Below are 23,188 nucleotides of genomic sequence, written 5' to 3' on the forward strand. Positions count from 1 at the left end.
CCGATGAAGGCCGAGCCGTCGCCGCTGAATGCTGCCATGCTCCTCGGCGATGACTGGCAGGAGGGCACAGCTGAGATAGAACGGTGGCTGCGACAGGCGGCGAAGTCGCGACAGGATGCTGAGTTTCTCTTGGAGTTCCTTCCCGCTCGGAGTACTAGGGTGGCTCCGGCGGGAAGCCTTGCACTGGCTCTTTCAGCGTTGTTCGTCTCTGTCCTCGCTCTCCTCGCCTCGATATTGCGCGAGGCTAGTGCTTGGCTCGCTCCGGCGGCCGCCATCGTCGCTCTCGGACTTGCTGCATTCGCCATTGCGTTCCTGCCAATAGGCATGACGGCGAGCAAGAGGTCGCATCGCGATCTTGTACTGCTTGCGCGAGTGCAGGTGCTGATCCTGGAGGACGAGCGCGTCCGGGCGCGCATGGGATGGATCAGACGCGTGCAGGCACCACCCGAACAACTGCTCTCGGATTCGCCGGAGCCGGCGCGGGATTGAGGGATCCACTCAGACATCGATCCGTTGCTGGTGCGACAGCGCTGTGGCGAGTTTCGTGTAGGGCAGATCAAAGGCAGGTTGATTGCGTCCAGTTGATCCACCGGGGTCGAGCGGTGATCGTCGCCGTCAGTTTGGACGATCAGTTTCAATTCGAAGCGTGTGGCCATCCTCCAGGAGTCCGATGCGCAATTGGCCGTCGACCTGGACTGAAATCGCGTGACCCGTATGAGCGAGGAACTCGATCTGCTTGACCCGACTGAGATCTGCCTCGGCGACCAACGAGCCGGCGATTGCCGGAGCGGTTGCACCAGGGAGTCGTGCCGAACCGCCGTTGGTCTTGGTCGAGACCTGGCTTGACTTCCGCTGCTCGGGCCGCGCCGGGGCAATGATCGTCGCGACTCTGCCTTCACTGTCGGGCTCGGAGTCCGCACCGAGAACTTGGCACCGCTCAGTGCCAAATCGGTCCCACAGCGCGGCGGTCCAAGCGGCGATCGCGGCATCGAGAAGGTCTTCACGATGCTTATACGGAATGTCGGCGAGCGGTGAAGGCTCGTCGAGCAACGAACGCGTCAGAGTATGTGAAGCCAGATCAATCGGTGGGTCGGCGTCCCTGAGGCCAGCGAAGCGTCGAATGAGCTCATCGCATTCGCGAGCGCGGAACTCTCGCCGCTCCGATGGTGTCAGCGTACGGACCGGGCGCTTGTACCTTGGACGCTCATCGTCATAGCCGAACTCGGATGCGCCGACGAGCGTCGTGTACGGGTAGCACTCGAAGAAGGTCGCTGAGCTCCGTGCGCGGGCGCCTAGACCGCTCCAGTATCGAAGGCCAGCTTCTTCGAGTCGATCGCGCAGCGAGATACCGGCCTGCCAGCCCCGACCAAGATTGGTAGCATTCGCTGACACCTGCCAGCGACCGTAGGCCCGGCCGACCTCTCTCTCGCAGTCGCGCATCCCCGTCGCGTTGGATACGACCAGCGGCGCATCGATCGCGATCAGACTGGAGGATGTTGCTCGCGCCGTGAGCCACGCTAAGACGGCGTCGATCCCACGAACCCAACCAGCATCGAGAACTGTGCCTTCATCATCGATCATGACGAGACCGGTTTCGTTGGCCGCTTTGCGGTCGCTGCCTTCGCCCCAGGCGAGGTCCACGCCGATGTAGTGACTCATACGGCCACTGCACTCGCCGCGAGGAACAACTCCATTGGCATCGGGTACTTCAATCGCCACGTAATCGCAATCGGTCGCTCACCCTCATGCGAGACATACTCCGCCGGCCCGAGGAAGACGTAGGGTGCCGTTTCGAGGTCATTCTTTTTCGTCTCACGAACGAAGATGAGTACGTTCGTGCCCATCTCCCGCTGACGCAGATACCGCTGCCCCGTCTTCGAGTCGACCGAGGTTGTCGACTGGGACTCCCAATGAAACAGCGTTGGGCTGAGCGCGTAGTCGCGGTAGAGGGTCGTCGCCGAGTACTCGCGCTCAGACTTCTTGAGCGTCACGAAGAACACGTCGGATTGGAGTTCCTCGATCCAAAGGACACCTTCGCGGAAGTTGTTCGGCGTACGGCCTAAACGCGCCCATCCGAGTCCTGCGAGGATCTCTTCCCGCTGGTACTGCGCGTGCACGCGAACGGGGAGCGTGGGCAACGCATCAATCACACGGGTCAGTCGCGGAGTCTGATCCATGCTGAGTTCAACCACCTCGGCCATCTCTTCCGAAGCCGCGCGTTCGCGCTGGAGCGAGGCCAGGCCAGTGTCAACGTCCGGGAACCCACCACCGTTCGGCCAGACGGAGTAGAACAGCATCGCCGCGTGCGCCCGCTGTAGTGCTGTGAGCTGCGTGCGATCGAGCGCTCCACGAAGTAGACGCGCATAAGAGTCCGCGCGTTCGGGATCATCGACATGAGCAACTGCGCGCACTCGCTTCAGTACCGTCGTTTCGAGTGGGCCAGGCGGTGGCGTAGAGAGTCCAGCCTCCCGCTTGATGGTCGTCCACGTCCGAGTCGGCGTCCCTGATCGAAGCACGTCGCTGAGCTCGAGCCCGTTGATCTCGAGGAAGTGTCGAAGGCTACCCGTATCTGCGCTGCGCGCCTCGGAAACGAGCTCACGCGTGGACAGGCTGAGTTGGTTCCGGACACTCTGCAGCACGACTTCGCGGCTGACACGGTCCAACACGATCTGCGAGCCGGCGGGGAGAAAAGGGAATCCAGACTCGATCTGCTGCCGGATATCTCTTCGGCTCGCGCCAGTGAGTGCCCGGAAACGCTTATCGAATCGGAACTCCTTGCGATGCATTCCGACGAAGTCGAGTGCGGTCAGCACCGGCTTGGCATCGCTATGACGGAGCCCCCGACCGAGTTGCTGGATGAACACCGTCGCGCTCTCGGTCGGACGAAGGAACAACACGGTGTCGACCTCCGGGATGTCGACCCCCTCGTTGAGGACGTCGACGGCGAACACTGCGTTCAGGTCTCCGTCGCGCAGTCGTCGAAGGATCGATTCCCGCTCATCCGCAGGGGTGTCACCGGTCAGCGCGCTGGACGGCACGCCGGCATCCTGGAAGACACGCGCCATGTACCGCGCGTGCTCGACGCTGACGCAAAATCCGATCGCGCGCATCGCAGTGAGGTCTCCCACCTTGTCCCGCACCTGGTTCAGGATGATTCGCGCGCGCGCGTCGTTGCCGGTGAAGAGATTGCTGAGCTGTGACTCGTCGTATCGGCCGCGCTTCCATTCGATGCGGCTGAGGTCCGTTTCGTCCGCGATCCCGAAGTAGTGGAATGGCACGAGGAGGTCAGCATCGAGGGCATCCCACACGCGAAGCTCGTGGGCGCTTCGCCCACCGAAGTACTGTCGCACGTCGAATCCATCGCTTCGCTCCGGCGTCGCAGTGAGGCCGAGCAACTCCTTGGGCAGCAGATGGTCGAGCAGTCGTCGGTACGTCGGGGCCGCAGCATGGTGAAACTCGTCGATCACGACGACGTCGTAGGCATCCTGAGGGATCGTGCTGAGATCGAGGCGGGCCAGTGATTGCACCGATGCGAACACATGTCGCCATCGGCCGGGGATCGTCCCGGCGTAGTAGGCCTCGCCAAAGCTTCCGTCCGAGAGCACTTCACGGTACGTCCGAATCGCCTGCGTGAGAATCTCACCGCGATGCGCGACGAACAGCAGACTGAGGTCTTGCCCGTCGGCTTTCGCCCGGAGGTTGCGATAGTCCAGTGCTGCAACGACGGTCTTGCCCGTACCTGTCGCAGCGACGAGAAGGCTGCGGTGGCGGTCGTGAGTCTCCCGTTCAGCATCGAGCGCCTCAAGCATCTCGGTCTGGTGAGGGTAGGGGCGCACGTCAAGCCCGGAGAGCGAGACCGTGACGCGGTCGGTCTGTCGGCGTCCGGACGCTTCGGCGAGCGCATCCTTCAGCCTCTCCTCGTCTCGATCCGGCTCATAGGGCTCGAACGTTTCGTCAGCCCAGTAGCTGCCGAACGTGGCGCGGAACTTCGAGATCAGGGCGGATGTCGCGACAGCGGAGAGACGGACGTTCCACTCGAGCCCGTCCAGCAACGCAGCCTTCGAAAGATTGGATGAGCCGACATACGCCGTGTCGAACCCGGTGTTCCGTTCGAAGAGCCACGCCTTTGCGTGAAGGCGGGTCCGCCGGATGTCGTACTGGACCTTGATCTCGGCACCAAACTGCTCCACGAGCCGCCGGAGGGCGTGCGGGTCGGTGGCCCCGATGTAGGTCGTGGTCACGACCCTCAACCGGCCGCCGCGCTCGCGCAGTCGGCCAAGCGGATCTTCGAGCAACCGCAGGCCCTGCCACTTCACGAACGCGCAGAGCAGATCGACGTTGTCCGAGGTATCGATCTCGGCTCGAAGTTCGTGCCCGAGCTGAGGCTCATCTCGTGCGTTGGTCAGGAGTGCAGTCTCTCCGAGTGGAATGACCGGACGCACATCGGGGTACGTCAGCACGCCTGGGCCGGTCTCGGGGGCGAATCGTTCCAGGACCTGAAGGTCCGGTTCGAGAAGCTCGTCCATTACGCCGAGTTCCTCAAGGACCCGGTTCACGGCGCGCACGCGATCTTCCGCAGTGTGCAGGTCGACCAGGGCGCGATGTGTTGCGCGCGCAACGTGCTGCGCAAGGAGCTCAGTGGCATCTCCATCCGAAACGCGCGACAACCGCTGCATTGAGGCGGGCACCCTGTCAAGTTCACGACGAAGGTGAGCGGTCAATGGGCTCTCATACAGTCCATGCATCATTCGGATGCGCTCGGTGACCGTGTGTTCGTCGCTCTGCGGCACCTCCGACGATGTCATGACAGGGTCGCCCGTTCCACGATTGCGGCAACCGCAGGGAGATCCGGCGCCGCCCAGCCCAGGTTATTGAGATCCCGAAAATGAACCCACGTCAGCATGTCGTGATCGGTGCTCGTCTTGGGGCGCGAGCCCGCAAGAGTCACGTCGTAGGTAGCGAGGTCGATGATGAGGTTGCCGACTTCGGTTCGCGAACGATCAACCAGGTCACCGATCTCAACCTCAACCGTCAGTTCTTCCAGCAGCTCTCTTCGGAGCGCGGCTCGAGGATCTTCGCCGGGCTCGACCTTCCCGCCCGGGAATTCCCATTGCCCTCCCGCTGCCTTCCCCGCGGCACGCCGGCAGGCGAGCACGGTTTCGCCATCTCGGATGGCGGCGGCGACAACTTGCAGTTCGGTCTTCTCTGTCTCGGACGTCACGATGCTGAACCTATCGATCGAGGTGGGTCGCGATGATGAGCTCACTCATCCCCACCAATTTCGGTCATGAGGCGTTCGAGTACGCCGACGAGTTCTCGAAGTGCGCCGGGCAGGACGGCCGGCTCGAATACATAGCCGTTCAGCTTCGTCCCAACTGGTTTTGCGCCGGGCACGCGCGCGAGCCGCTCCGCGAAACGCCGAACCGCGGCGTCGACGCTCGGCGTCTGCTCCAACGAAGCGGAGTCGAAGCCGAACGTGGCGAACTTCGCGCCGTACCAATGGCTGCCCTCGGGCAGCAGCCAGCCGATCGACAACGGCTGCTTCCGGTCGATGGTGGTGAAGCGGATCGACGCGCCCTTGTCGCGCCACTTCACCTCCAGCCCGAGCGACGTTACCGCGGCGATCAGGTCGCGCATTGCTTCTCGGCTCTCGCCCTCGGGGAATGACGCGAGGAGTGCCGATTCGTCGGCTTGCCCGACGGATGACGTCCGAGCTGCAGCGCCAGTCCGCTTCGGAGGAGCCGCGACGACCTGCGCGGCGTGGGCAAGCAGCTCCGCGCCCTGGAGCTGCACGACTTCAACCAGGAAGAACCGGCCAGCTCGCATCGTGGCGTTCAGGTATTCGAGGCTTGTCTGCATGGCGGGAGTGAACCGCTGCGCGGCAACGACGTAATGGAAGTCGCCGGTATCGAGCACCTCCGCGAGTCGTACGAACAGGGCTTCATGATCCTCGGGCGTCAGTTGCCAGTCAGTCAGTGCGATCGCCTCATCGAGCGTCCCTGCTGAACGGAACGAAGGCACGACATGTCCGCCCGCGAGATACCGCTGCACGATGCCACGATCGAAGTCCTCCACGGTGAGTCGCCACAGGTCGGATCCGTAGTCGATGAGCTGCGCCAGAGCGTGCCGAAAGTCTGGGTTCTGCGGCCCGGTCTTGAACTCGATCAGCACGATGTCACCGGACCGCGACAGGCAAAGCAGGTCGATGTAGCCCGACGCAAGCGCCGTTTCACGCCCGACCACGAGCAAGTCGCCATCGATGCCGAGATCGTCGGATGGCACGAGCTGCGGCTGCGCCTTCAGCACCTCCTGGAGATGATGCTCGTTCGGTGCCGGAACTTCGACGAGGTCGAAGGTCTCGCCATCACGCTGCATCAGGACCCGTCTTGGCATGTCGATTCCCCATTCTGCCGTTGGCGTCCGACTCCAGTTCCGACACCAGTTCTACGAGACCACTGACCTCCGCCGCACTCGGCGTGAGTTCAAACGCGTGGTAGTGCGACGCGTTCGAGAGCCGTGACCACGCGTATTCCGCTCGCTGCGCGAGCGTCGCGTCAACGTCCCGGTAGGTCACCTCGAGTGCACTGAGCTTCGACCTCATACTGGCGCGAGGTGCCGACATGCCCCGTTCCACGAGCAGCGACGTGATCGCGCCTTCGAGCGCGAGCCGCGACATCCAGCACGCCATGCGCAGGGAGTGGGAACGCACCCGGCTGCCACCGCTGAGCGCGCGGCGAGCCAGTTCGAGTTCGGCGCTCATCTCACGCCGTTCCTGATGTCTTCGACGATCCGCTCGACGGCCTCGAGCACTGCGCGGGTCGCCGTTCAGCTGCGAGTGGGCAGCGGACGTGGCGACCCCGAGCCCGGGCTTCCGGTAGTGCGAACGCTTGTCGATCCATCCGTCGAGGGGTCGGACGTCGCCGTAGAGCGCGAGCGAGATGCGCTGCGAGGTCCTCTTCGTCTCGGTCCAGGCCGTCTCGATGTCCGCGTGCGGTGTCCCCGTGCTGAGCGCCTCGGTGAAGTAGCGGTCTCGCGCCTGCGCCTCGACCGCGAACCGCAGCAGGCCGGGAAGGACCTTGCGCAGCACGTCGTCGGGGACCTCGTCGTCGCGCAGGAGAGCGGCCGCGTCGCGCAGGTACCGCTGCGGCGGATCGAACGCGACATCCACCCTCACGTGCGAGCCCGACTCGCGCGTGACCTCGAGGATCTGGGCGTTCACGTGCGCGCGGCGCACGGCCGCGGCGAAGCGGTCGTCGTGCGAGAACACGATGATCTGGCGGGTCTCGGCGATCTTACCGAGCACGCGCACGAGTCCATCGACCTTCGCCGGGTCCATCGCCTGCACTGGGTCGTCGAGCACGACGAAGCGGAACGGGCTCTCGGGCAGGGTCGCCCGCGGCAGGAAGAGCGCAAGCGCGAGTGCGTGGAGCTCACCTTGGCTCAGCACCGTGAGGCCGGCCGCGTCGGTGTCGTCGACGGATGCCTCGATGACGACGTGTCGGCGGGTGTTCGTGCCGTCGAGCTTCAGCTTCGAGATCTCGACGTTGCTCTCCTGCCGGAGGTACGACCAGATCTCCTTCGCCTGCACCGCGATCGGCGCGAGCCGCTCGTTCTTGAGGACGCTGTCGTGGTCCTTCAGCCACTTGACCGCGTGCTTGGCGCTCGTCGCGCCGGCCTTCTGGGCGTACCAGCGTTCCTGTGCCTCGACGTAAACGCTGAGCTGCGTCGCGGCGGCCACCCATTCGTCGTCGCGGGCGTCGGCGACCTGCTTCGCGGCGCGCTGCAGCTCGGCAAGCGTGTCAGCGACATCCGGATGCCTCGTCGTGAGGTGATCGGCCAGGTCGAGGTGCGACGCCGGTAAGGTCGCCCATTCGGTCCACGCCTCGCGCGCGAGGGCGGCAAGGTCGCCGAGGTCGCCCTCGTGGAAGTGATCGAACGCCGCGGGCACAGCCTGGACCAGGTGCTCGGCATCCGTCCGCGCTCGCCGAAGCGAGTCGGTTGCGGCGCGCAGGTTGGCCAGCGTCACCTCCGCGCCGTCGATCTCGTCACGCGCGAGCGCCGCCCACTCGCCATCCACTCGCCCGACAGTGCAGACCGGGCACGGGCCGTCGCCATCATGGTCGTGCAGCTTCAGCGCGGTCGTCAGCAGGTTGACGCGGAGCGCCAGTGCCGCGGATGCGTCGTCGCCCGCGACGGCGGCCTGCTCCGTGGCGGCACGCAGCCGCGCGGCGGCATCGCTGACCTCCGCGGATGACGGGAGGTGCAGCCCGAGCACCGCGAGCAGCGGATCGCCCGAGCGGTCTGTCGACTCGGAGGCTCCCGTGGCGATCGCGCGAAGCGAGGCGAGGTCAGGGTCACGCTTCCTGAGTGCGGCGCGGGCTGCCTGGGCGCGCTCATCGTCGGCAATCGACTCGAGAGCCGCGACTGCCGAACGCTTGCGATCAGCCGCATCCTTCTCGGGAAGGCTGAGATGCTTCGTGTACGCTTCAAGCCGCTTGACCGCGTCGGCCAGCTGCTCGAGCCCGAGCACGTTCGCCAGCTTGTCGTAGAGCTTGCTGGGCTCAGAGGTCAGGATGGCGCCGAGCTCGTCGTACGTGAGCAGCGGGCGATACGTGGCCAGCGGCGCATCCCACCCGAGCGAGGCGAGGCCGGCCTCTCGCTTCTGCCCGGGACGCTGCAGGAAGGTCGTGTGCGCGTCGCGCGCGGCGTCGGCCTCCCACACCACCCCGATCCTGGTCTGGCCGACGTGCTCCTCGGTGAGCGTCACCTCGATGGACGCGGGGGCGCCGTCGTGGAGGTTCCGCCACGCGCCATCCCACGCGGCACCGCGTCGCTCCTGCCATCGCGCAGTGGTTCCCAGCAGCGCGAACTCGAGTGCCTCGGCGAAGCTGCTCTTGCCCGACCCGTTGCGGCCGGCGATGACAGTGAGTCCGGGCGTCGGGCGGAGGTCCAGCTGAGCCTGCTCGCCGATGCCACGGAAGCCCCGCACACGGATCTGCTTGAGGAAGGCGCCGGATGGCTCGGGCTGCGCGTCGTCTTCCGAGGTCTGCTGTCGCGCGGGCGCTCGGTAGTTCGCGACGTCGGCGAGCGCCTCGTCGCCCTCGAGCGCAGCCAGGATGAGCAGCTGCTCATCGTCGGTGAGCGCGTCATCGGATTCGAGTCGGGTCTCGATCCAGGCTGTGAGGTCGAGCATCTTTGGTCCTTCGTAGGGGAGGCGACGCCTCCGAGGCTAGGAGTGGATGAGTGGCGATGGGGAGAGTGAATTGCAGGGAGCCCCTCGAACTGGGGGCATGCCCGGATCGGATGTCCGAGGTGCGCGCCGCACCCCGGACATCCGTCGCCTCGGTCAGCCGGCGGCCGTCGAGAAGATGGCCGTGTCGTGCTCGAATGCCGTGGGCGAGATGGAGACGGTCACATCCGACGCGTCGGCGAGCGAGTACGCCATCGTCCACGAGAAGGTCTGGCCCGGCAGCACGTCGGCGTTTCCGCCGAAGGGCTCGAGGGTGACGGACTCGTTCGTCAGGTCGGTGATCGACTCGCCGGCGACACCACCGGAGGTGACCTCGGGCATCGAGAGCAGCTCGAGCGTCTCGGCGCTGTTGTTCGCGACCGTGAAGGTGATGGTCACGTTGTTCGGGTGCGTCGCACCTGCGGCGTACTCGGAGGGCGTGTAGGGGGTCGGCGCACTGACCGTGATGGCGACGCCGTCGTCGTACGTGAAGGTCCCGCCGAGCGGGGTGATGTCGGGTGCGGCGGCCGCTTCGGCGGCCGGCTCGGCAGCGGGTGCGGATGCCGCGGGCTCATCGAGCGACGTGGTCGTTCCGCCGGTCTGCGTGCACCCGGTGAGGGTCAGTGCGGCAAGGACGGCGAGCGCGGGGATGGAGTTGCGGGCGTTCATGGTGTGTTCCTTTCGGTGGGTGTTGGAGACGGAGCGGTGACTATTCGGAGGTGGTCTCGATGACGATGTCGAGGCCGTTGTCGGGGTGGTAGCCCCACGAGGCGGCGAGGTCGTCCCATTCGGCGTCCTGGCGACCGTCGAGTGCACGGGTGCTGTCGAGGCGGCTGATGACGCTGTCAGGCGTCTCAAGCTCGATCAGTACGCAGGCGATGTCCTCGATTGCCGCGCCGTCGCTCTCGGTGCCTTCGCTCTGCATGCTGAGGCTGCGGCCTTCGTCGCCGACGGTGATCCACGGGTCCGACTCGACGTCGCAGGCTGCGGTGGCGCGCTCGATCACGGTGGGACCGAGCGATCCAGCGCCGGCTGCGAGCGTCGGAGCGACGACGTGGACGATGACGGTCGTGGCGATCGCTCCGACCGCGACTCCCGCGAGCGCCGTGGCCACGATCACGGTGATAAGCGTGCGGTTGCGAGCGGCGCCGGCGTCGTCAGGCGGCTCCGAGATGTCGCCGGACACGTCGCCGTGCTCGCTCTCTTCGGCATCCATGACGACCTCAGAACCGCGGGAGGCGGAGCAGGTTGTCGGTCTCGCGACCGTTCGCGACGGTCGTCAGGTGGCGTCGGCCGGCCGGCGACGTGCGAGTGATGACGAGCGCGCGCTCCCCGGTCTGGTCGTGACGGGTGTACATGGTCGTGCCGCCGTCGATGACCCGGGCGATCGCCTCGGTTGAAGCGACGGTGAGCGGGCCAGAGGCGCTCCCCGAGTACTGGACGGCGGTGATGTGCTCACTGCGGAGGCCCGGGGACTCGACCCGGACTCGACGGATGAACGGCATGGCGAGGTGCTCCTTCGATCGGCGTGACTCTGACGCCGTCGAAGTTACGGAGAGACGCGCTCGCGACTGGGCGGAGACTCGATAAGGGGGGTTATCGGCAATTCACAATGCGATCAGGCGCAAGTTCGCTACCTTGAGGGGCAAGCCCAACAACGTGCAGGCGAGAGGAGGCGAGAAGGTGCCGATGCCCACTGTTGCACAGACCTCCGACCTCCGAATCACGCTGCCCGACGTGGCTCGCCTCGCGAACGTCAAGCGCCCGGTGGTCTCCGTCTGGCGCAAGCGTTTCGCTACTGGGCCGCACCCGTTCCCACGCCCGATCGATTCGGCTGGCAGAACCGAGGTCTTCGACGCATCCGAGATCGTGCGCTGGCTGACCGACACCGCGCACGGCAACAACTCGTCTGCCGCGACGGAAGTCTCACTGTTCGCCCGGCCGGCGGGCTTCGATGACTCATACTGTGACGCGGTCACGTCGCTCCTCGGGTTGCGCGCCTCCCGTGGCGCTCCGCTCGCGACATTCGACGCGGCGGCGCTCGTTGATGCGGCAGATGAGGCAGACCCAGACGACGAGCTCCTCTTCCGCGAGATAGAGGCGCTCGGCTCCGACGCAGAGCGGATGGCACGGCACGTCGATGACCTGGTCGAGGCCGCGTATGGCGTCGGTCCGGCGTTCGAGCACGTCCTCGACTCACATCGCCGCTCGCGCCGAGACGCGGCGCCCGGTGAGCTTGCCTCCGCGGCCGCAAGCCTGTTCAGCGAGCTCGCCATCGAGCTCGCGCTCACGAATCCGTCTGCGGATGCAACCGCCCCCGAGTTCGCGGACCCATCCGGCGTCTGTGCCGATCGCCTGGTGGAGATCGCCGACCGACTGACCGACGTGGCGGAACCGATCATGCGCAGCGCAGACCGGGACACGGCCGCTGCTCGTCTCCTGCGCCGCCGGCTGCTGGCGCACGGCGTGCCACGGACCGCGATGGAAGTGGACGAAGCGGGCGGCTTCGAGGCGAGCGGTCCGGTGGTGCACGTCGCGCAGTACCCGTCACCGGAGGCGACGAACCCCGCGCCGAGCGACATCCTCGCGTCGATCGACCAGATCGCGGTGCAGATGGATGATTCGCAGCGGGCGGTCGTGCTCGGGCCTGCGTCGGTACTCGTCGACGGCGGCCTCGATGCCGAGGCCGCGGCGGCCCGCTCGGCGCTGCTCCGCACGGGACGGGTGCGGGCCATCGTCCGACTCCCCGCTGGGCTCCTGCAGTCGGCGCCGCGCCAGCACCTCGCGCTGTGGGTGCTCGGCCCGGCACATGAACGAGTCGCGATCGCCGAACGATGGACCATGCTCTCGGACCTGTCGGCATTCGACCTCTCGCCTACCGTGCGCGGCGACCTGGTCGGCGACCTCGCCGCGGCCATGGGGGACCGCGATTCGCTGCGCGCCCACGGATTCACGTTCACTCGCATCGTGCTGACGAGCCGGGTGCTTGCTCGCTCGGGTTCACTGCTGGATGATGGTGCGTCACTCAAGCACGCGCCGGAGCGCAGCCGGGCGGATGCCGAGGCATCCGCTCGCCTCGATGCCCTCACGGCCGACCTCGGCGGCGACACGGTCCCGGCCTCGATCCGTCGATTCGCCTCGGCCAAGGAAACGGCGCGCGTGCCCGCCGCGACGCTCGGGGAACTCGCGCGAGACCGACATGTCCGCTACGTCGCCGGCTCACGCCTTGACGAAGCGGACATCACGGCGGACTCGGGCTTTGCCGTCATCGGGCCGGATGAGGTGCGCGGCCTGCGCACACCGGGTGAGCGCCGGGTCGATCGACTGCAGTTCGCGGCGACATATCCGTCCGGGCGGCTCACCGAGCCGGGCGACGTCGTGTTCGTGACCGCCAACGCGCCGACTGCGTGGGTCGACCACGAGGGGGCGTCGGTCGTGATGGCGCCCGCCCGCGTGCTGCGGATCAATCGCAACGACGACGCAGGGCTCGTCCCGGACATCCTCGCTACTGACATCGCCCGCAGCGCCCCGGGCACGCCGTGGCGGACCTGGGTCGCGCGTCGCGTCGCGACCGACCAGCGCGCACCCGTGGCCGAGGCGATCGCGGACCTCCGTCGCACCCGTACCGAGCTGCGTGCGCGCTTGGCCAAGCTCGACGAACTCGAGCACCTCATCGTGGCGGGAACCACCGCCGGAACGCTCAAGATCACCGAACCCGAAGGAGACATGCATGCCCCCGAGGACTAAGGCCGCACCGGCGGCCCCCTCAACGATGAAGGAGCTGAAGGACACGCTCTGGAAGGCCGCCGACAAGCTGCGCGGCTCGATGGACGCGTCGCAGTACAAGGACGTGATCCTCGGGCTGGTGTTCCTGAAGTACGTCAGCGACGCGTTCGACGAGCGCCGCGAGCAGATCGCGGCCGAGCTGCGCGCCGACGGCATGAACGACGAGCAGGTCGCGCAGCTCATCGACGATATCGACGAGTACACGGGTCGCGGGGTGTTCTGGGTTCCGGACTCCGCGCGCTGGGGCTTCCTCGCCGAGAACGCGAAGGGCCTGCCCGCGATGGGCGGCGAGCCGGCGAAGTCGATCGGCCAGCTCGTCGACGAGGCGATGGACGCGATCATGACGGCGAACCCGTCACTCGCGGCGACCCTGCCGCGCATCTTCAACCGCGACAACGTTGACCAGCGCCGACTCGGCGAGCTGATGGACCTGCTCAACTCGGCACGGTTCACCGGCGACGGGGCGAAGCGCGCCCGCGACCTGCTGGGCGAGGTGTACGAGTACTTCCTCGAGAAGTTCGCCGCCGCCGAGGGGAAGCGGGGCGGGGAGTTCTATACGCCCGCCGGCGTGGTGCGGGTGCTCGTCGAGATGCTCGAGCCGACGAGCGGGCGCGTCTACGACCCGTGCTGCGGCTCGGGCGGCATGTTCGTGCAGGCCGAGAAGTTCCTCGAGGCGCACGACCGCGAGGGCAGCGACATCTCGGTGTACGGGCAGGAGCTTAACGAGCGCACTTGGCGGATGGCGAAGATGAACCTCGCCATCCACGGCCTGAACGCCAACCTCGGCCCGCGATGGAACGACACCTTCGCGCGCGACTTGCATCCGGACCTGCAGGCCGACTACGTGATGGCGAACCCGCCGTTCAACATCAAGGACTGGGCCCGCAACGAGCAGGACCCGCGCTGGCGCTACGGAGTGCCGCCCACCGGTAACGCGAACTACGCGTGGATCCAGCACATCCTCTCGAAGCTCGCGCCGGGCGGCCAGGCCGGCGTCGTGATGGCGAACGGATCGATGTCGTCGAACTCCGGAGGCGAGGGCCAGATCCGCGCGCAGATCGTCGAGGCCGACCTCGTCTCGTGCATGGTCGCGCTGCCGACTCAGCTCTTCCGATCGACCGGCATTCCCGTGTGCGTCTGGTTCTTCGCCAAGGACAAGACCGCCGGCCCCGGCGGCTCGATCGACCGCACCGGCCAGGTTCTCTTCATCGACGCCCGCAACCTCGGTCACATGGTCGACCGAGCTGAGCGTGCACTCAGTGACGACGACATCGCGAAGATCGCGAACACCTTCCACGCGTGGCGCGGCACGAAGTCGGCGACGGATGCCGCGCTGCCCGCCTACATCGATGAAGCCGGTTTCTGCTATTCCGCTACCCTCGAAGAGATCAAGGCGGCCGGCTACGCACTGACACCTGGCCGATACGTCGGCGCGGCAGACGCCCAGCACGACGGGGAACCCGTTCATGAGAAACTCGCCCGACTAAAGGCTGAACTGCTTACGCAGCTCGCCGAATCTGAACGACTTGCGAGCGTCGTGAGGGACCAGCTGGGACGTGTAAATGTCTGATCGCAATCGTATTCAGCTGAAGGCGATCGGCAAACTCTTCGACGGGCCTCATGCGACCCCGACGCGAATCTCCGAGGGACCTTACTTTCTCAACATCTCCAGCCTGAACCGCGGCCAACTTGACCTCGCACAGTCGGATCACGTTTCAGAGTCAGACTTCGAGAGGTGGACTAAGCGAGTCACGCCGCAGGGCGGCGATCTGCTCTTCTCATATGAAACCCGCCTTGGGGAGGCGGCGCTCATGCCCGAAGGAGTCCGTGCGTGCCTGGGTCGGCGCATGGCGCTCATTCGGCCAAATCGCGCGGTCGTTGATCCGGCGTTCCTGCTCTATCTGTACCTAAGCCCCGGATTCCAACGCCTGATCGAGCAGCACACCATCCACGGCGCAACGGTTAATCGCATCCCTCTGATCTCAATGCCTGAATGGGAGATCACCCTGCCGGAGCTGACCGAGCAGCGTGCGATCGCGCAGGTCCTCGGCGCGTTCGACGATAAAATCGCCGCCAACACGAGGCTCGCCGCCACCGCGTGGACGCTCGCTGACCAATGGTTCGAAACATACCGGTCTCGGTCATCGGTGCGCCCACTGGGCGAGATTTCCACGATAGTTCTAGGCGGCACGCCTTCGCGTGCACGGCCCGAGTACTGGACGGGCGGCACGATCCCATGGCTGAACTCTGGCAAAGCCAATGAAGACCGGATCGTCACGCCGTCCGAGTACGTCACCCATGAGGCACTCGCCAACTCGGCTGCGAAGATGATGCCGGTCGGGTCGACGCTCATTGCCATTACGGGCGCCACCCTGGGTCAGGTCGCCCGGCTCGAGATTGAGGCGTGTGGGAACCAATCGCTCGTTGGTGTCTGGGCCAGCACTTCCGCGCTCACAGATTGGCTGCACTTCGCCATCCGGGCGTCGATTCCGGATCTGTTGAAGCGAGCCACCGGTGCTGCCCAGCAGCACGTCTCGAAAGGTGACGTCGTGGATCTGGAGGTCCCGATGCTCGGCGCCGAGGACCTCAGTGACTTCGGTGAGATCGTCTCGCCGATCCTTGCTATCGCCACCGCCGCTGATCTGGAGAACCGGGCGCTCGCAGCCACCCGAGACACGCTCCTCCCGCCGCTGATGTCCGGCGAGCTTCGCGTACGCGACGTCGACGCTGCGCGACCGGAAGTGCTCTCGTGACGGTGATCGCGCCGCCAGAGCTTCACCCCGAAGCGAGGGCGGCGCTCATCCGCCGGGAAGTCGTCGCCCGCGAGGACGACGACTGGGAGCGGCACGGGTTCACGTCGGCCGAGCGTCGTGATTGGACGCGGGCGGGTATGCCCGAGACATCCGCTCATCTTGCTGCGATGTGTCGCGACAGCATGCGCCGGGAAACGTCGCCCGGCCGATTGACCCCCCAAGCGCTTGCGCGGCGGGTCGGTGATCGCCGCTCCCCGGAGACGGTGCTCGATGCGCTCCTCGCCGGCACGAACGCGCTTCGCACGGAGCAACGTCTGGCATCGAAGCAGGGAACCCGGCCGAGCGGACACTCGGAGGACATGCTGGTCGTCACGGTGCCGGACATCTCGTCGGCGGCCCAGAACGTTGCGGACGCCGCGGCGCGGTTCGACTCGATCCCCACGGGGCGCACGTCGGTGCCGGCGCTCGCCGATGCGTCGGTCGCGCTCGTCCGTGCGGCTCGCCCGGTGCTCGAGGCGCACGCGCGGCTGCACGACGAAGGAGATGGATTCCTCGCCGGCGGGACCGTCGGGCCGCTTTTGGCTGAGTACGCCCGAATCCACGGTGTCTTCCACCCCGACGGCGACCTGCGCCTGCTCTGTCGCGGGCTGCCGCGCCGCGGTGCCGACTTCCCTATCAGGATCAGGGCGGCGACCATCATCGAGCGTGCCGTGGCCAGCCGGAACTCCGTCTTCGTCACGGCGGAGGCGTCGGCTGCGGCATCCGACTTCCTCGCGCGTGCTGCGGGAGGAACGATCAGTGGTGATTTCACGCTCCCGCATGAGGATGGGATAGCGGTTGTTGAACCTCGCCGGTCTGAAGCCGGGGATGCCATACCTACGCGCATCGTCGCGTGGTCAACGCTCGACGGGCGTACCGACGCCGTGATCCTCACCCGCGAGAAGCTCCGGCTTGAGTTCACCCATAAGCCAGGCAAGCCGACATCGATCCGCATCGAACGGTGGAGCTCTTCGGCGGGAGAGCCGGACTCCGCCGTGCGATTGCTTCACCTGTTGGCCGCACGCCCGGGATCGCCCGCGACGCCTCATCGCGATAGCAGACGCACCAATCGATCTCCGGAGCCGATGGGGGAGAGCCGGCGATCCCGTCCGGCGGGGGATGACGTCGTGCTCGTGTACGCACCCGGTCCAAGCGGGTCGAGCACCAGGGCGTCGCGGACCTCCGAGCCGCGGCCGCCGGACCACCGGTGGACGGTACGTGCGCACCCTCGAAACCAGTGGTACCCGGCGCACGCCGAACACCGCCGCATCTGGATCGACGAGCACGAGTCCGGGCCGGCCGGCATGCCCCTCCTGAAGCGCCAGCGCGTCACAGTGTTGGCGAAGACGACGGCCTCGCTCCTGAGTCGCCGTGTCAGCGCCTCCTGAGCGTGTCGTGTACCCCCACGACAGGCGCGGCTGCGTCCTCGTCCGTCGACAGCGTGGGACGATGGCGACCGCGCAACCCCCTGAACGGGGCTGCTGGCCGTTCTCGTCACGCGCCCGCGTCCCGGTGATACTGAATGGACCCTGCGACCCGAATGAGAGTTCAATGCCGAACAAGTCCAGCGCGCTGCTGCCAAGTCTGGGATCCCTTCGACTTCGCCCCCACCTGACAGGAGCCGAACGATGACCGACGAGATTCAGCTGATCAGTGACGGCGACGGTGTCGCCGTCATCGGCGAACCGAAGGTGGTCGAGCGCTTCCTCACCTCCGAGGGACTGCCATCGCGAGAACTCGGGCTGGCGCGGCTTAGTCCGGCAGTCGGCAATGCGGCCGCTGCCACCCAGGCCGGCGCAGAGATCGCGGCGAACGCGGGGCGTTGGGTGAAGCTGACCGAGAAATCGGCGAAGACACTCAAGGCCGGGGAGCTGATGAAGGGCTCCTCGGCTGGCGTCGGCCGCGCAGTGATTACGAAGAACGGCAAGATCACCGGCATCCTCGAGATCGTCAAGGGACCCGGCGCACTGCTGACGAACCCGGCGATCCTCACCGGCGCCGCCGGGATCATGGCACAGCTTGCGATGCAGCAGGCGATGGACGAGATCACCGATTACCTCGCCAAGATAGACGCGAAGCTCGACGATGTGCTTCGCGCCCAGAAGGACGCGGTGCTCGCCGACATGATCGGTGTCGACCTCGCCATCGAGGAGGCCCTCACGATCCGCGAACAGGTCGGGCGGGTCTCCGAGGTGACCTGGTCGAAGGTCCAAGGGACGTCCATGACGATCGCTCGCACCCAGGCGTACGCGCTGCGTGCACTCGACGCGATCGCCGAGAAGCTCGAGAAGACGTCCAAGGTCGACGATCTGGCCGAGGCGATCGCTGCAGCCGAGCCGTCCGTGCGCGAGTGGCTCGCCGTCCTCGCGCAGTGCTTCCGGCTGCAGGACGGACTCGGCATCCTCGAGCTGGATCGAGTGCTGGATGCCGCTCCCGAAGAGCTGGACCGGCATCGGATCGCCCTCAGGACGGCTCGCCAGAACCGGCTGAACGTCATCGCGACCACCACACGGCAGCTGCTAGCACGCATGGATGCCGCAGCGGCCACCGCCAACACGAGCAACCAGGTGCTCCTCAACCCGTTCAACTCACGCAAGGTCGTGACGACGGGAAACCAGATCGCGATCGGCGTCCTCGACTTCCAGGGCCGGCTCGGGATCGAGAGCGAGCGGGAGACGGTCGAAGCCAAAGGTTGGAAGTCCGCGATCGTTGACGTGCGCGACAAGGCCGTCGAGACCGGTGCCGAAGGTGTCGGCGTCATCGGCCGCTTTGGCAGCGAGGGCATCGTCAAGGCCCGTTCGCTGTCAGACAAGGTGGCGTTGAAGGTAGCTGAGGGCGCGCTGCGTCGGCGCGGCGACAGCGAACAGCGCGAGCAGTCGTGATCAAGGGAATTGCGCTGGTAGTGGTCGGCGCCGCTCTTGCTCTCGCCGGGCTTGGCGCCGCGAACGTGGTCGGCTTTGACCCGTTTCAATTGCGTCACACCGATCGGAGCCAGCCCGCCCTCCTGAAGTCGATCCAGGACATGAGCGAGTATCACGCCGCAGCCGGCAACTTCGAGATCGTCCTCGATGTCGAGGAAGACGTCGAATGGCTACCCGACGCCATCGCCGGACGGCGCACGCTCTTCGTCGCGGCTGGCACCGTGGATGCTTACGTCGACTTCTCCGGTCTCTCCGGCGACGACCTAAAGCTGTCCCAAGACGGAACGTCCGTGACAGTTCGGCTACCCGAGCCCCAGCTCGCTGAGCCGAACCTGGACAGCGACCGCTCGTACGTGTTCGAGCAGCAGCGGGGTGTGCTGGCGAGTATCGCCGACGCAATCGACGTGCCCCAGCACTCGCAGTTCTATTCGCTCGCTGAGACGAAACTCGCGGCAGCTGCCGAGGAATCGGAACTCAGAGATCGAGCGGCTCAGAACACGCGGGACATGCTCAGTGGCATGTTCGGCTCCCTCGGCATCCATGCCACCTTTGAGTGATGAAGGGGGTTATCAGCGCGTCCCGGTCCCCCGGCGACATCCGCTCATACGCTGGCGTCACATCGCCGATTGGGGGAACGAACACGTGACCGGAATCTCAGAAGCCGAGTGGGAGCAGCTCGCACTCGACACGCTCGCCGAGCCGCTGCTCTGGCGGCCCGCCGCCGGGGAGGCCATCGCGCCCGGCACCGACGAGCGCGAGTCGTGGGGCGAGCTGCTGATCCGGCCGCGCCTGCTCGCCGCGATGCAGCGGCTCAACCCCGCCGTTCCTGCGACGTACCTCCAGCAGGCGCTCGCCGAGATCATCGCGCCGAAGTCGCAGGACCCGATCGCGGAGAACCACCGCATCCACGACATCCTCGTCGGCGGTTACCGTCTGAGCTACCTGGACGCCGACGGCACCGAGCACAACCCGACCATCCGGCTCGTCAGCCACGACCCCGACGAGAACGACTGGCTCGCCGTCAACCAGGTCACCATCCGTCAAGGCGACCGCACCCGGCGCTTCGACCTCGTGCTCTACCTCAACGGCATGCCCGTGAGCATCATCGAGCTGAAGAAGGCCGGCACCGACCGAGCGGATGCCACGTCGGCGCACGCGCAGCTCGCGACCTACCTGCGCGAGTTCCCGATGGCGTTCCGCTTCTGCGTCTTCGTGCTCGCGAGCGACGGGCTCGAGGCGCTGTACGGCACGCCGTTCACGCCGCTCAACCACTTCTCGCCGTGGAACGTGGACGACGATGGTAACCCGGTTGGGGCGAACCGGCAGGTCGACGGTGAGACGATTCCCGCGCTCGAGGACGCCCTGAACGGCCTCTACAACCAAGAGCGCTTCCTGCAGCTCATGCGCGACTACACCGCGTTCGACGAAGGCGACGGTGGGCTGGTCAAGCGGATCGCGAAGCCGCACCAGTACTTCGCCGTCTCGAAGGCGGTCGGTGCGACCAGGCAGGCCGTGGCATCCAACGGCAAGGCCGGTGTCGTCTGGCACACGCAGGGCTCCGGCAAGTCGATGGAGATGGAGCTCTACACCGCGCTTGTGATGCGCGAGCCGGCGTTGAAGAACCCCACCGTCGTGGTGATCACCGACCGCAACGAGCTCGACGGGCAGCTCTTCGCGGGCTTCGACCGGAGCCTGCTGCTGCCCGAGAAGCCGAAGCAGATCCGCCTGCGCCGCGAACTGCGCGACGAGCTGTCGAACCGCACTACGGGCGGCATCTACTTCACGACGCTGCAGAAGTTCGGACGCAGCAAGGTCGAGAAGGATGCCGGTGTCGAGCACCCGTTACTCTCCAACCGGCGCAACATCATCGTGATCGTCGATGAGGCTCATCGAAGCCATTACGACGACCTTGACGGCTACGCCCGCCACCTGCGAGACGCCCTGCCGAACGCGACGCTTATCGCGTTCACCGGCACGCCGATCTCGTTTGCGGAGCGCGACACGCGCGAGGTATTCGGGCCGGACATCGATGTGTATGACCTGAGTAGGGCGGTAGCGGACAAGGCCACTGTTCCGATCTATTTCGAGCCGCGCCTCATCAAGGTGCGGCGGGCCGAGGAGCTCAGCGAGGAGGAGATCGACATCGCCGCCGACGAGGCGACCGTCGGACTTTCGGACGTGGAACGCGCGCGACTCGAGGCATCCGTCGCTGTCGTGAACGCCGTCTATGGTGCGCCGGAGCGGCTCGAGGTGCTCGCTGCTGACCTCGTCACGCATTGGGAGGAACGTCGCGAGCGCATGCGGCCGTTCATCGCCGGGCCGGGCAAGGCGCTGATTGTCGGCGGCACGCGCGAAATCTGTGCGCGGCTCTACGGCGAGATAGTGAAGCTGCGGCCCGACTGGCACTCCGACGACCTCAACAGCGGGCGCATCAAGGTCGTCTACTCCGGAACGATCGCCGAGAAGAACGCGGCTATTGCAGCGCACGTTCGACGCGACAGCGAAAACGCCGCGATCAAGGAACGCCTGCGTGACATCGACGACGAGCTCGAACTCGTGATCGTCAAGGACATGATGCTCACCGGATTCGACGCGCCGCCGCTGCATACGCTCTACCTCGACCGGCCGCTGAAGGGTGCGCTGCTCATGCAGACGCTTGCGCGCGTGAACCGCACCTTCCGCGGCAAGGGGGACGGCCTGCTCGTCGGGTACGCGCCCATCGCCGAGAACCTCAGCGCCGCGCTCGCCGAGTACACGGTCACCGACCAGAAGACGAAGCCGGTCGGGCGTGACATCGATGAGGCCGTCACGTGGGCGGTGAAGTTGGTCGAGCGTTTGCGTGGCCTCGTCGCAGGCCACGACTGGCGGGCCAAGCTCGCTGCGGGTGGGCCGAAGGCATACCTCAACGCGGTGAGCAGTACGGTCGACTACCTGCGCGACCTGCGGAACCCGCTCAACGATCCGAAGCTCGAGGGCGAGACCCTCGCCGCGCAGTTCCGACGATTCTCCGGACAGCTTTCCCGAGCCTGGGCGCTCGCATCCGGGCAGAAGACCATGCTGGAGTACCGCGACGAGATCGGCTTCTACGAAGAGGTCCGCGTCTGGATGGCGAAGTATGACGCCGCCGAACGCAAGGCCTCCGGCCAGCCGATCCCCGAGGACATCCAGCGGCTGCTCGGCAGCCTCATCGCCCAGGCGACGGATGCCGGCGATGTCGTCGACATCTACGAGGCGGCGGGGATGCCGCGGCCCTCGCTCTCGGAACTCACGCCCGAGTTCGCCCGCCGCGCCCAGAACGCGAGCCACCCGCAGCTCGCGATCGAGGCGCTGCGCGACCTCCTCATGGAGGAGTCCACGGCCGTCTCGCGCGGGAACCTCGTGCGCGAGCGGGCGTTCTCGGCGCGGATCGCCGAGCTGATGAACAAGTACACCAATCAGCAGCTGACCTCGGCCGAAGTGATCGCCGAGCTCGTTGAGCTTGCACGGGAGGTCGCAGCCGAGGGGAACCGTGGCCAGCACTTCTCGCCGCCGCTGAACGACGACGAGCTCGCGTTCTACGACGCCGTTGCGCAGAACGAGTCGGCGGTTGAGATCCAGGGCGAGGGAGTGCTCGCAGAGATCGCCCGCGAGCTGGTCGCGATCATGCGCCGCGACGTGCGGACGGACTGGACGGTGCGTGCCGACGTGAAGGCGAAGCTGCGGTCATCGATCAAGCGGCTGCTCGTCCTGAAGGGATATCCGCCGGACAAGCAGCCTGAGGCGATCAAGCTCGTCATGGAGCAGATGGAATCGATGGCGCCGCGGTACTCGGAGGAGCGGCGGAACTAGATCCGAGTTTGGCACGTTGCCGAAAGGGCGGGAGCACCCGTGATATTGGGGGACATTGGGACTTGGGCTGGCGCGCTCGCGGCGGCCACTACAGCGGCGACGGCAATCGTCCTCGCCGCGCAGCTTCGCAACCGCGAGCGACGGCAGGCCTTGGTGGATCTGCACGTCTCATTGACAACTGGCGAGACGGCGCTCGCTCGGAATGTGATCGGTACCCTGCTCCTGAATAAGTCGTTCAGGGGGAGGCCGGCCAAGCTGGAGGCGATCGACGCATATTTTCGGCTGATCTGGTCCGTGCAGAGAGCGCGGAACGTGTTTCGTGCCCATGGATTTCACTGGGAATCGCTCGATCCGCCTGAAGGCGCGAAGCGAAACTCGCGGCAGAGGGAGACCGAGCGAGCGCTCTCATGGAACCTGATCGAGATCGCGGAGAACATTGTGGAGTTCCATCACGTCTACGTCCAGAAATGGGGAGTCGAAGACAAGGATGCATGGGACGAGATGGATGCATACCTGAAGCGCGATTCCAAGCTGCGTCGCAGTACCAACGCCTGAGGCGAAGGCCTCGACCAGGGCTGCGAGGTGATGCAGGCTGTTCAATGACCTAGCAATCGAATAGTGCTGGACGGCGG

General features: G+C 66.2%; 17 protein-coding genes. 9 read left to right on the top strand and 8 right to left on the bottom strand.

Features of this window, described 5'->3' with window-relative positions:
- Positions 1-3: 3 nt before the first annotated feature.
- Positions 4-489 (top strand): hypothetical protein, encoded by a 486-nt coding sequence (locus tag ACSJD1_RS03345; RefSeq protein WP_438853894.1) that lies wholly within the window; start codon positions 4-6, stop codon positions 487-489.
- 126 nt (positions 490-615) lie between these two features.
- On the opposite strand, the gene ACSJD1_RS03350 is transcribed toward ACSJD1_RS03345, so the two are convergent.
- From ACSJD1_RS03350 to ACSJD1_RS03385, 8 genes are all read right to left on the bottom strand, one after another.
- Complete coding sequence (locus ACSJD1_RS03350; protein WP_438853895.1) at positions 616-1,659, bottom strand: DUF429 domain-containing protein; 1,044 nt, start codon at positions 1,657-1,659, stop codon at positions 616-618.
- Complete coding sequence (locus ACSJD1_RS03355; RefSeq protein WP_438854116.1) at positions 1,656-4,748, bottom strand: DUF3427 domain-containing protein; 3,093 nt, start codon at positions 4,746-4,748, stop codon at positions 1,656-1,658. Before ACSJD1_RS03355 ends, ACSJD1_RS03350 begins: the two co-directional genes overlap by 4 nt.
- A 53-nt stretch (positions 4,749-4,801) precedes the next feature.
- Positions 4,802-5,221 (bottom strand): (deoxy)nucleoside triphosphate pyrophosphohydrolase, encoded by a 420-nt coding sequence (locus ACSJD1_RS03360; protein WP_438853896.1) that lies wholly within the window; start codon positions 5,219-5,221, stop codon positions 4,802-4,804.
- Positions 5,222-5,262: 41 nt separating this feature from the next.
- Positions 5,263-6,375: a hypothetical protein gene (locus ACSJD1_RS03365; protein WP_438853897.1), complete on the bottom strand. Its 1,113-nt coding sequence runs from the start codon at positions 6,373-6,375 to the stop codon at positions 5,263-5,265.
- Positions 6,365-9,193: an AAA family ATPase gene (locus ACSJD1_RS03370; protein WP_438853898.1), complete on the bottom strand. Its 2,829-nt coding sequence runs from the start codon at positions 9,191-9,193 to the stop codon at positions 6,365-6,367. Before ACSJD1_RS03370 ends, ACSJD1_RS03365 begins: the two co-directional genes overlap by 11 nt.
- A 153-nt stretch (positions 9,194-9,346) precedes the next feature.
- A complete protein-coding gene (locus tag ACSJD1_RS03375; protein WP_438853899.1) occupies positions 9,347-9,898 on the bottom strand; it encodes a hypothetical protein in 552 nt (183 codons plus the stop codon).
- A gap of 40 nt (positions 9,899-9,938) precedes the next feature.
- Positions 9,939-10,445: a hypothetical protein gene (locus ACSJD1_RS03380; protein ID WP_438853900.1), complete on the bottom strand. Its 507-nt coding sequence runs from the start codon at positions 10,443-10,445 to the stop codon at positions 9,939-9,941.
- 7 nt (positions 10,446-10,452) lie between these two features.
- Positions 10,453-10,734, bottom strand: coding sequence for a DUF3892 domain-containing protein (locus tag ACSJD1_RS03385; protein WP_438853901.1), 282 nt, complete (start codon positions 10,732-10,734; stop codon positions 10,453-10,455).
- A 184-nt stretch (positions 10,735-10,918) separates the two neighbouring features.
- On the opposite strand from ACSJD1_RS03385, the gene ACSJD1_RS03390 reads away from it, so the two are divergent.
- The 8 genes from ACSJD1_RS03390 (at position 10,919) to ACSJD1_RS03425 (ending at position 23,111) form a co-directional block, all read left to right on the top strand.
- Positions 10,919-12,976 (top strand): hypothetical protein, encoded by a 2,058-nt coding sequence (locus tag ACSJD1_RS03390; protein WP_438853902.1) that lies wholly within the window; start codon positions 10,919-10,921, stop codon positions 12,974-12,976.
- Positions 12,960-14,585, top strand: a complete 1,626-nt coding sequence (locus tag ACSJD1_RS03395; protein WP_438853903.1) for a class I SAM-dependent DNA methyltransferase — start codon at positions 12,960-12,962, stop codon at positions 14,583-14,585. The genes ACSJD1_RS03390 and ACSJD1_RS03395 overlap by 17 nt, the downstream gene beginning before the upstream one ends.
- The gene (locus ACSJD1_RS03400; RefSeq protein WP_438853904.1) at positions 14,578-15,768 is read left to right on the top strand and encodes a restriction endonuclease subunit S; all 1,191 of its coding nucleotides are present in this window, start codon (positions 14,578-14,580) and stop codon (positions 15,766-15,768) included. Before ACSJD1_RS03395 ends, ACSJD1_RS03400 begins: the two co-directional genes overlap by 8 nt.
- The gene (locus ACSJD1_RS03405; protein ID WP_438853905.1) at positions 15,765-17,195 is read left to right on the top strand and encodes a hypothetical protein; all 1,431 of its coding nucleotides are present in this window, start codon (positions 15,765-15,767) and stop codon (positions 17,193-17,195) included. Before ACSJD1_RS03400 ends, ACSJD1_RS03405 begins: the two co-directional genes overlap by 4 nt.
- 240 nt (positions 17,196-17,435) lie before the next feature.
- Positions 17,436-18,689 (top strand): hypothetical protein, encoded by a 1,254-nt coding sequence (locus ACSJD1_RS03410; RefSeq protein WP_438853906.1) that lies wholly within the window; start codon positions 17,436-17,438, stop codon positions 18,687-18,689.
- The gene (locus ACSJD1_RS03415; protein ID WP_438853907.1) at positions 18,686-19,285 is read left to right on the top strand and encodes a DUF4230 domain-containing protein; all 600 of its coding nucleotides are present in this window, start codon (positions 18,686-18,688) and stop codon (positions 19,283-19,285) included. Before ACSJD1_RS03410 ends, ACSJD1_RS03415 begins: the two co-directional genes overlap by 4 nt.
- 85 nt (positions 19,286-19,370) lie before the next feature.
- Positions 19,371-22,556: a type I restriction endonuclease subunit R gene (locus ACSJD1_RS03420; protein ID WP_438853908.1), complete on the top strand. Its 3,186-nt coding sequence runs from the start codon at positions 19,371-19,373 to the stop codon at positions 22,554-22,556.
- A gap of 39 nt (positions 22,557-22,595) precedes the next feature.
- Positions 22,596-23,111 carry a hypothetical protein gene (locus ACSJD1_RS03425; RefSeq protein ID WP_438853909.1) on the top strand — a complete coding sequence of 172 codons (516 nt, stop codon included), beginning with the start codon at positions 22,596-22,598 and terminating at the stop codon, positions 23,109-23,111.
- The last annotated feature ends 77 nt before the right edge of the window (positions 23,112-23,188 follow it).

The organism is Agromyces excoecariae, assembly GCF_051715505.1.
GTDB lineage: Bacteria > Actinomycetota > Actinomycetes > Actinomycetales > Microbacteriaceae > Agromyces.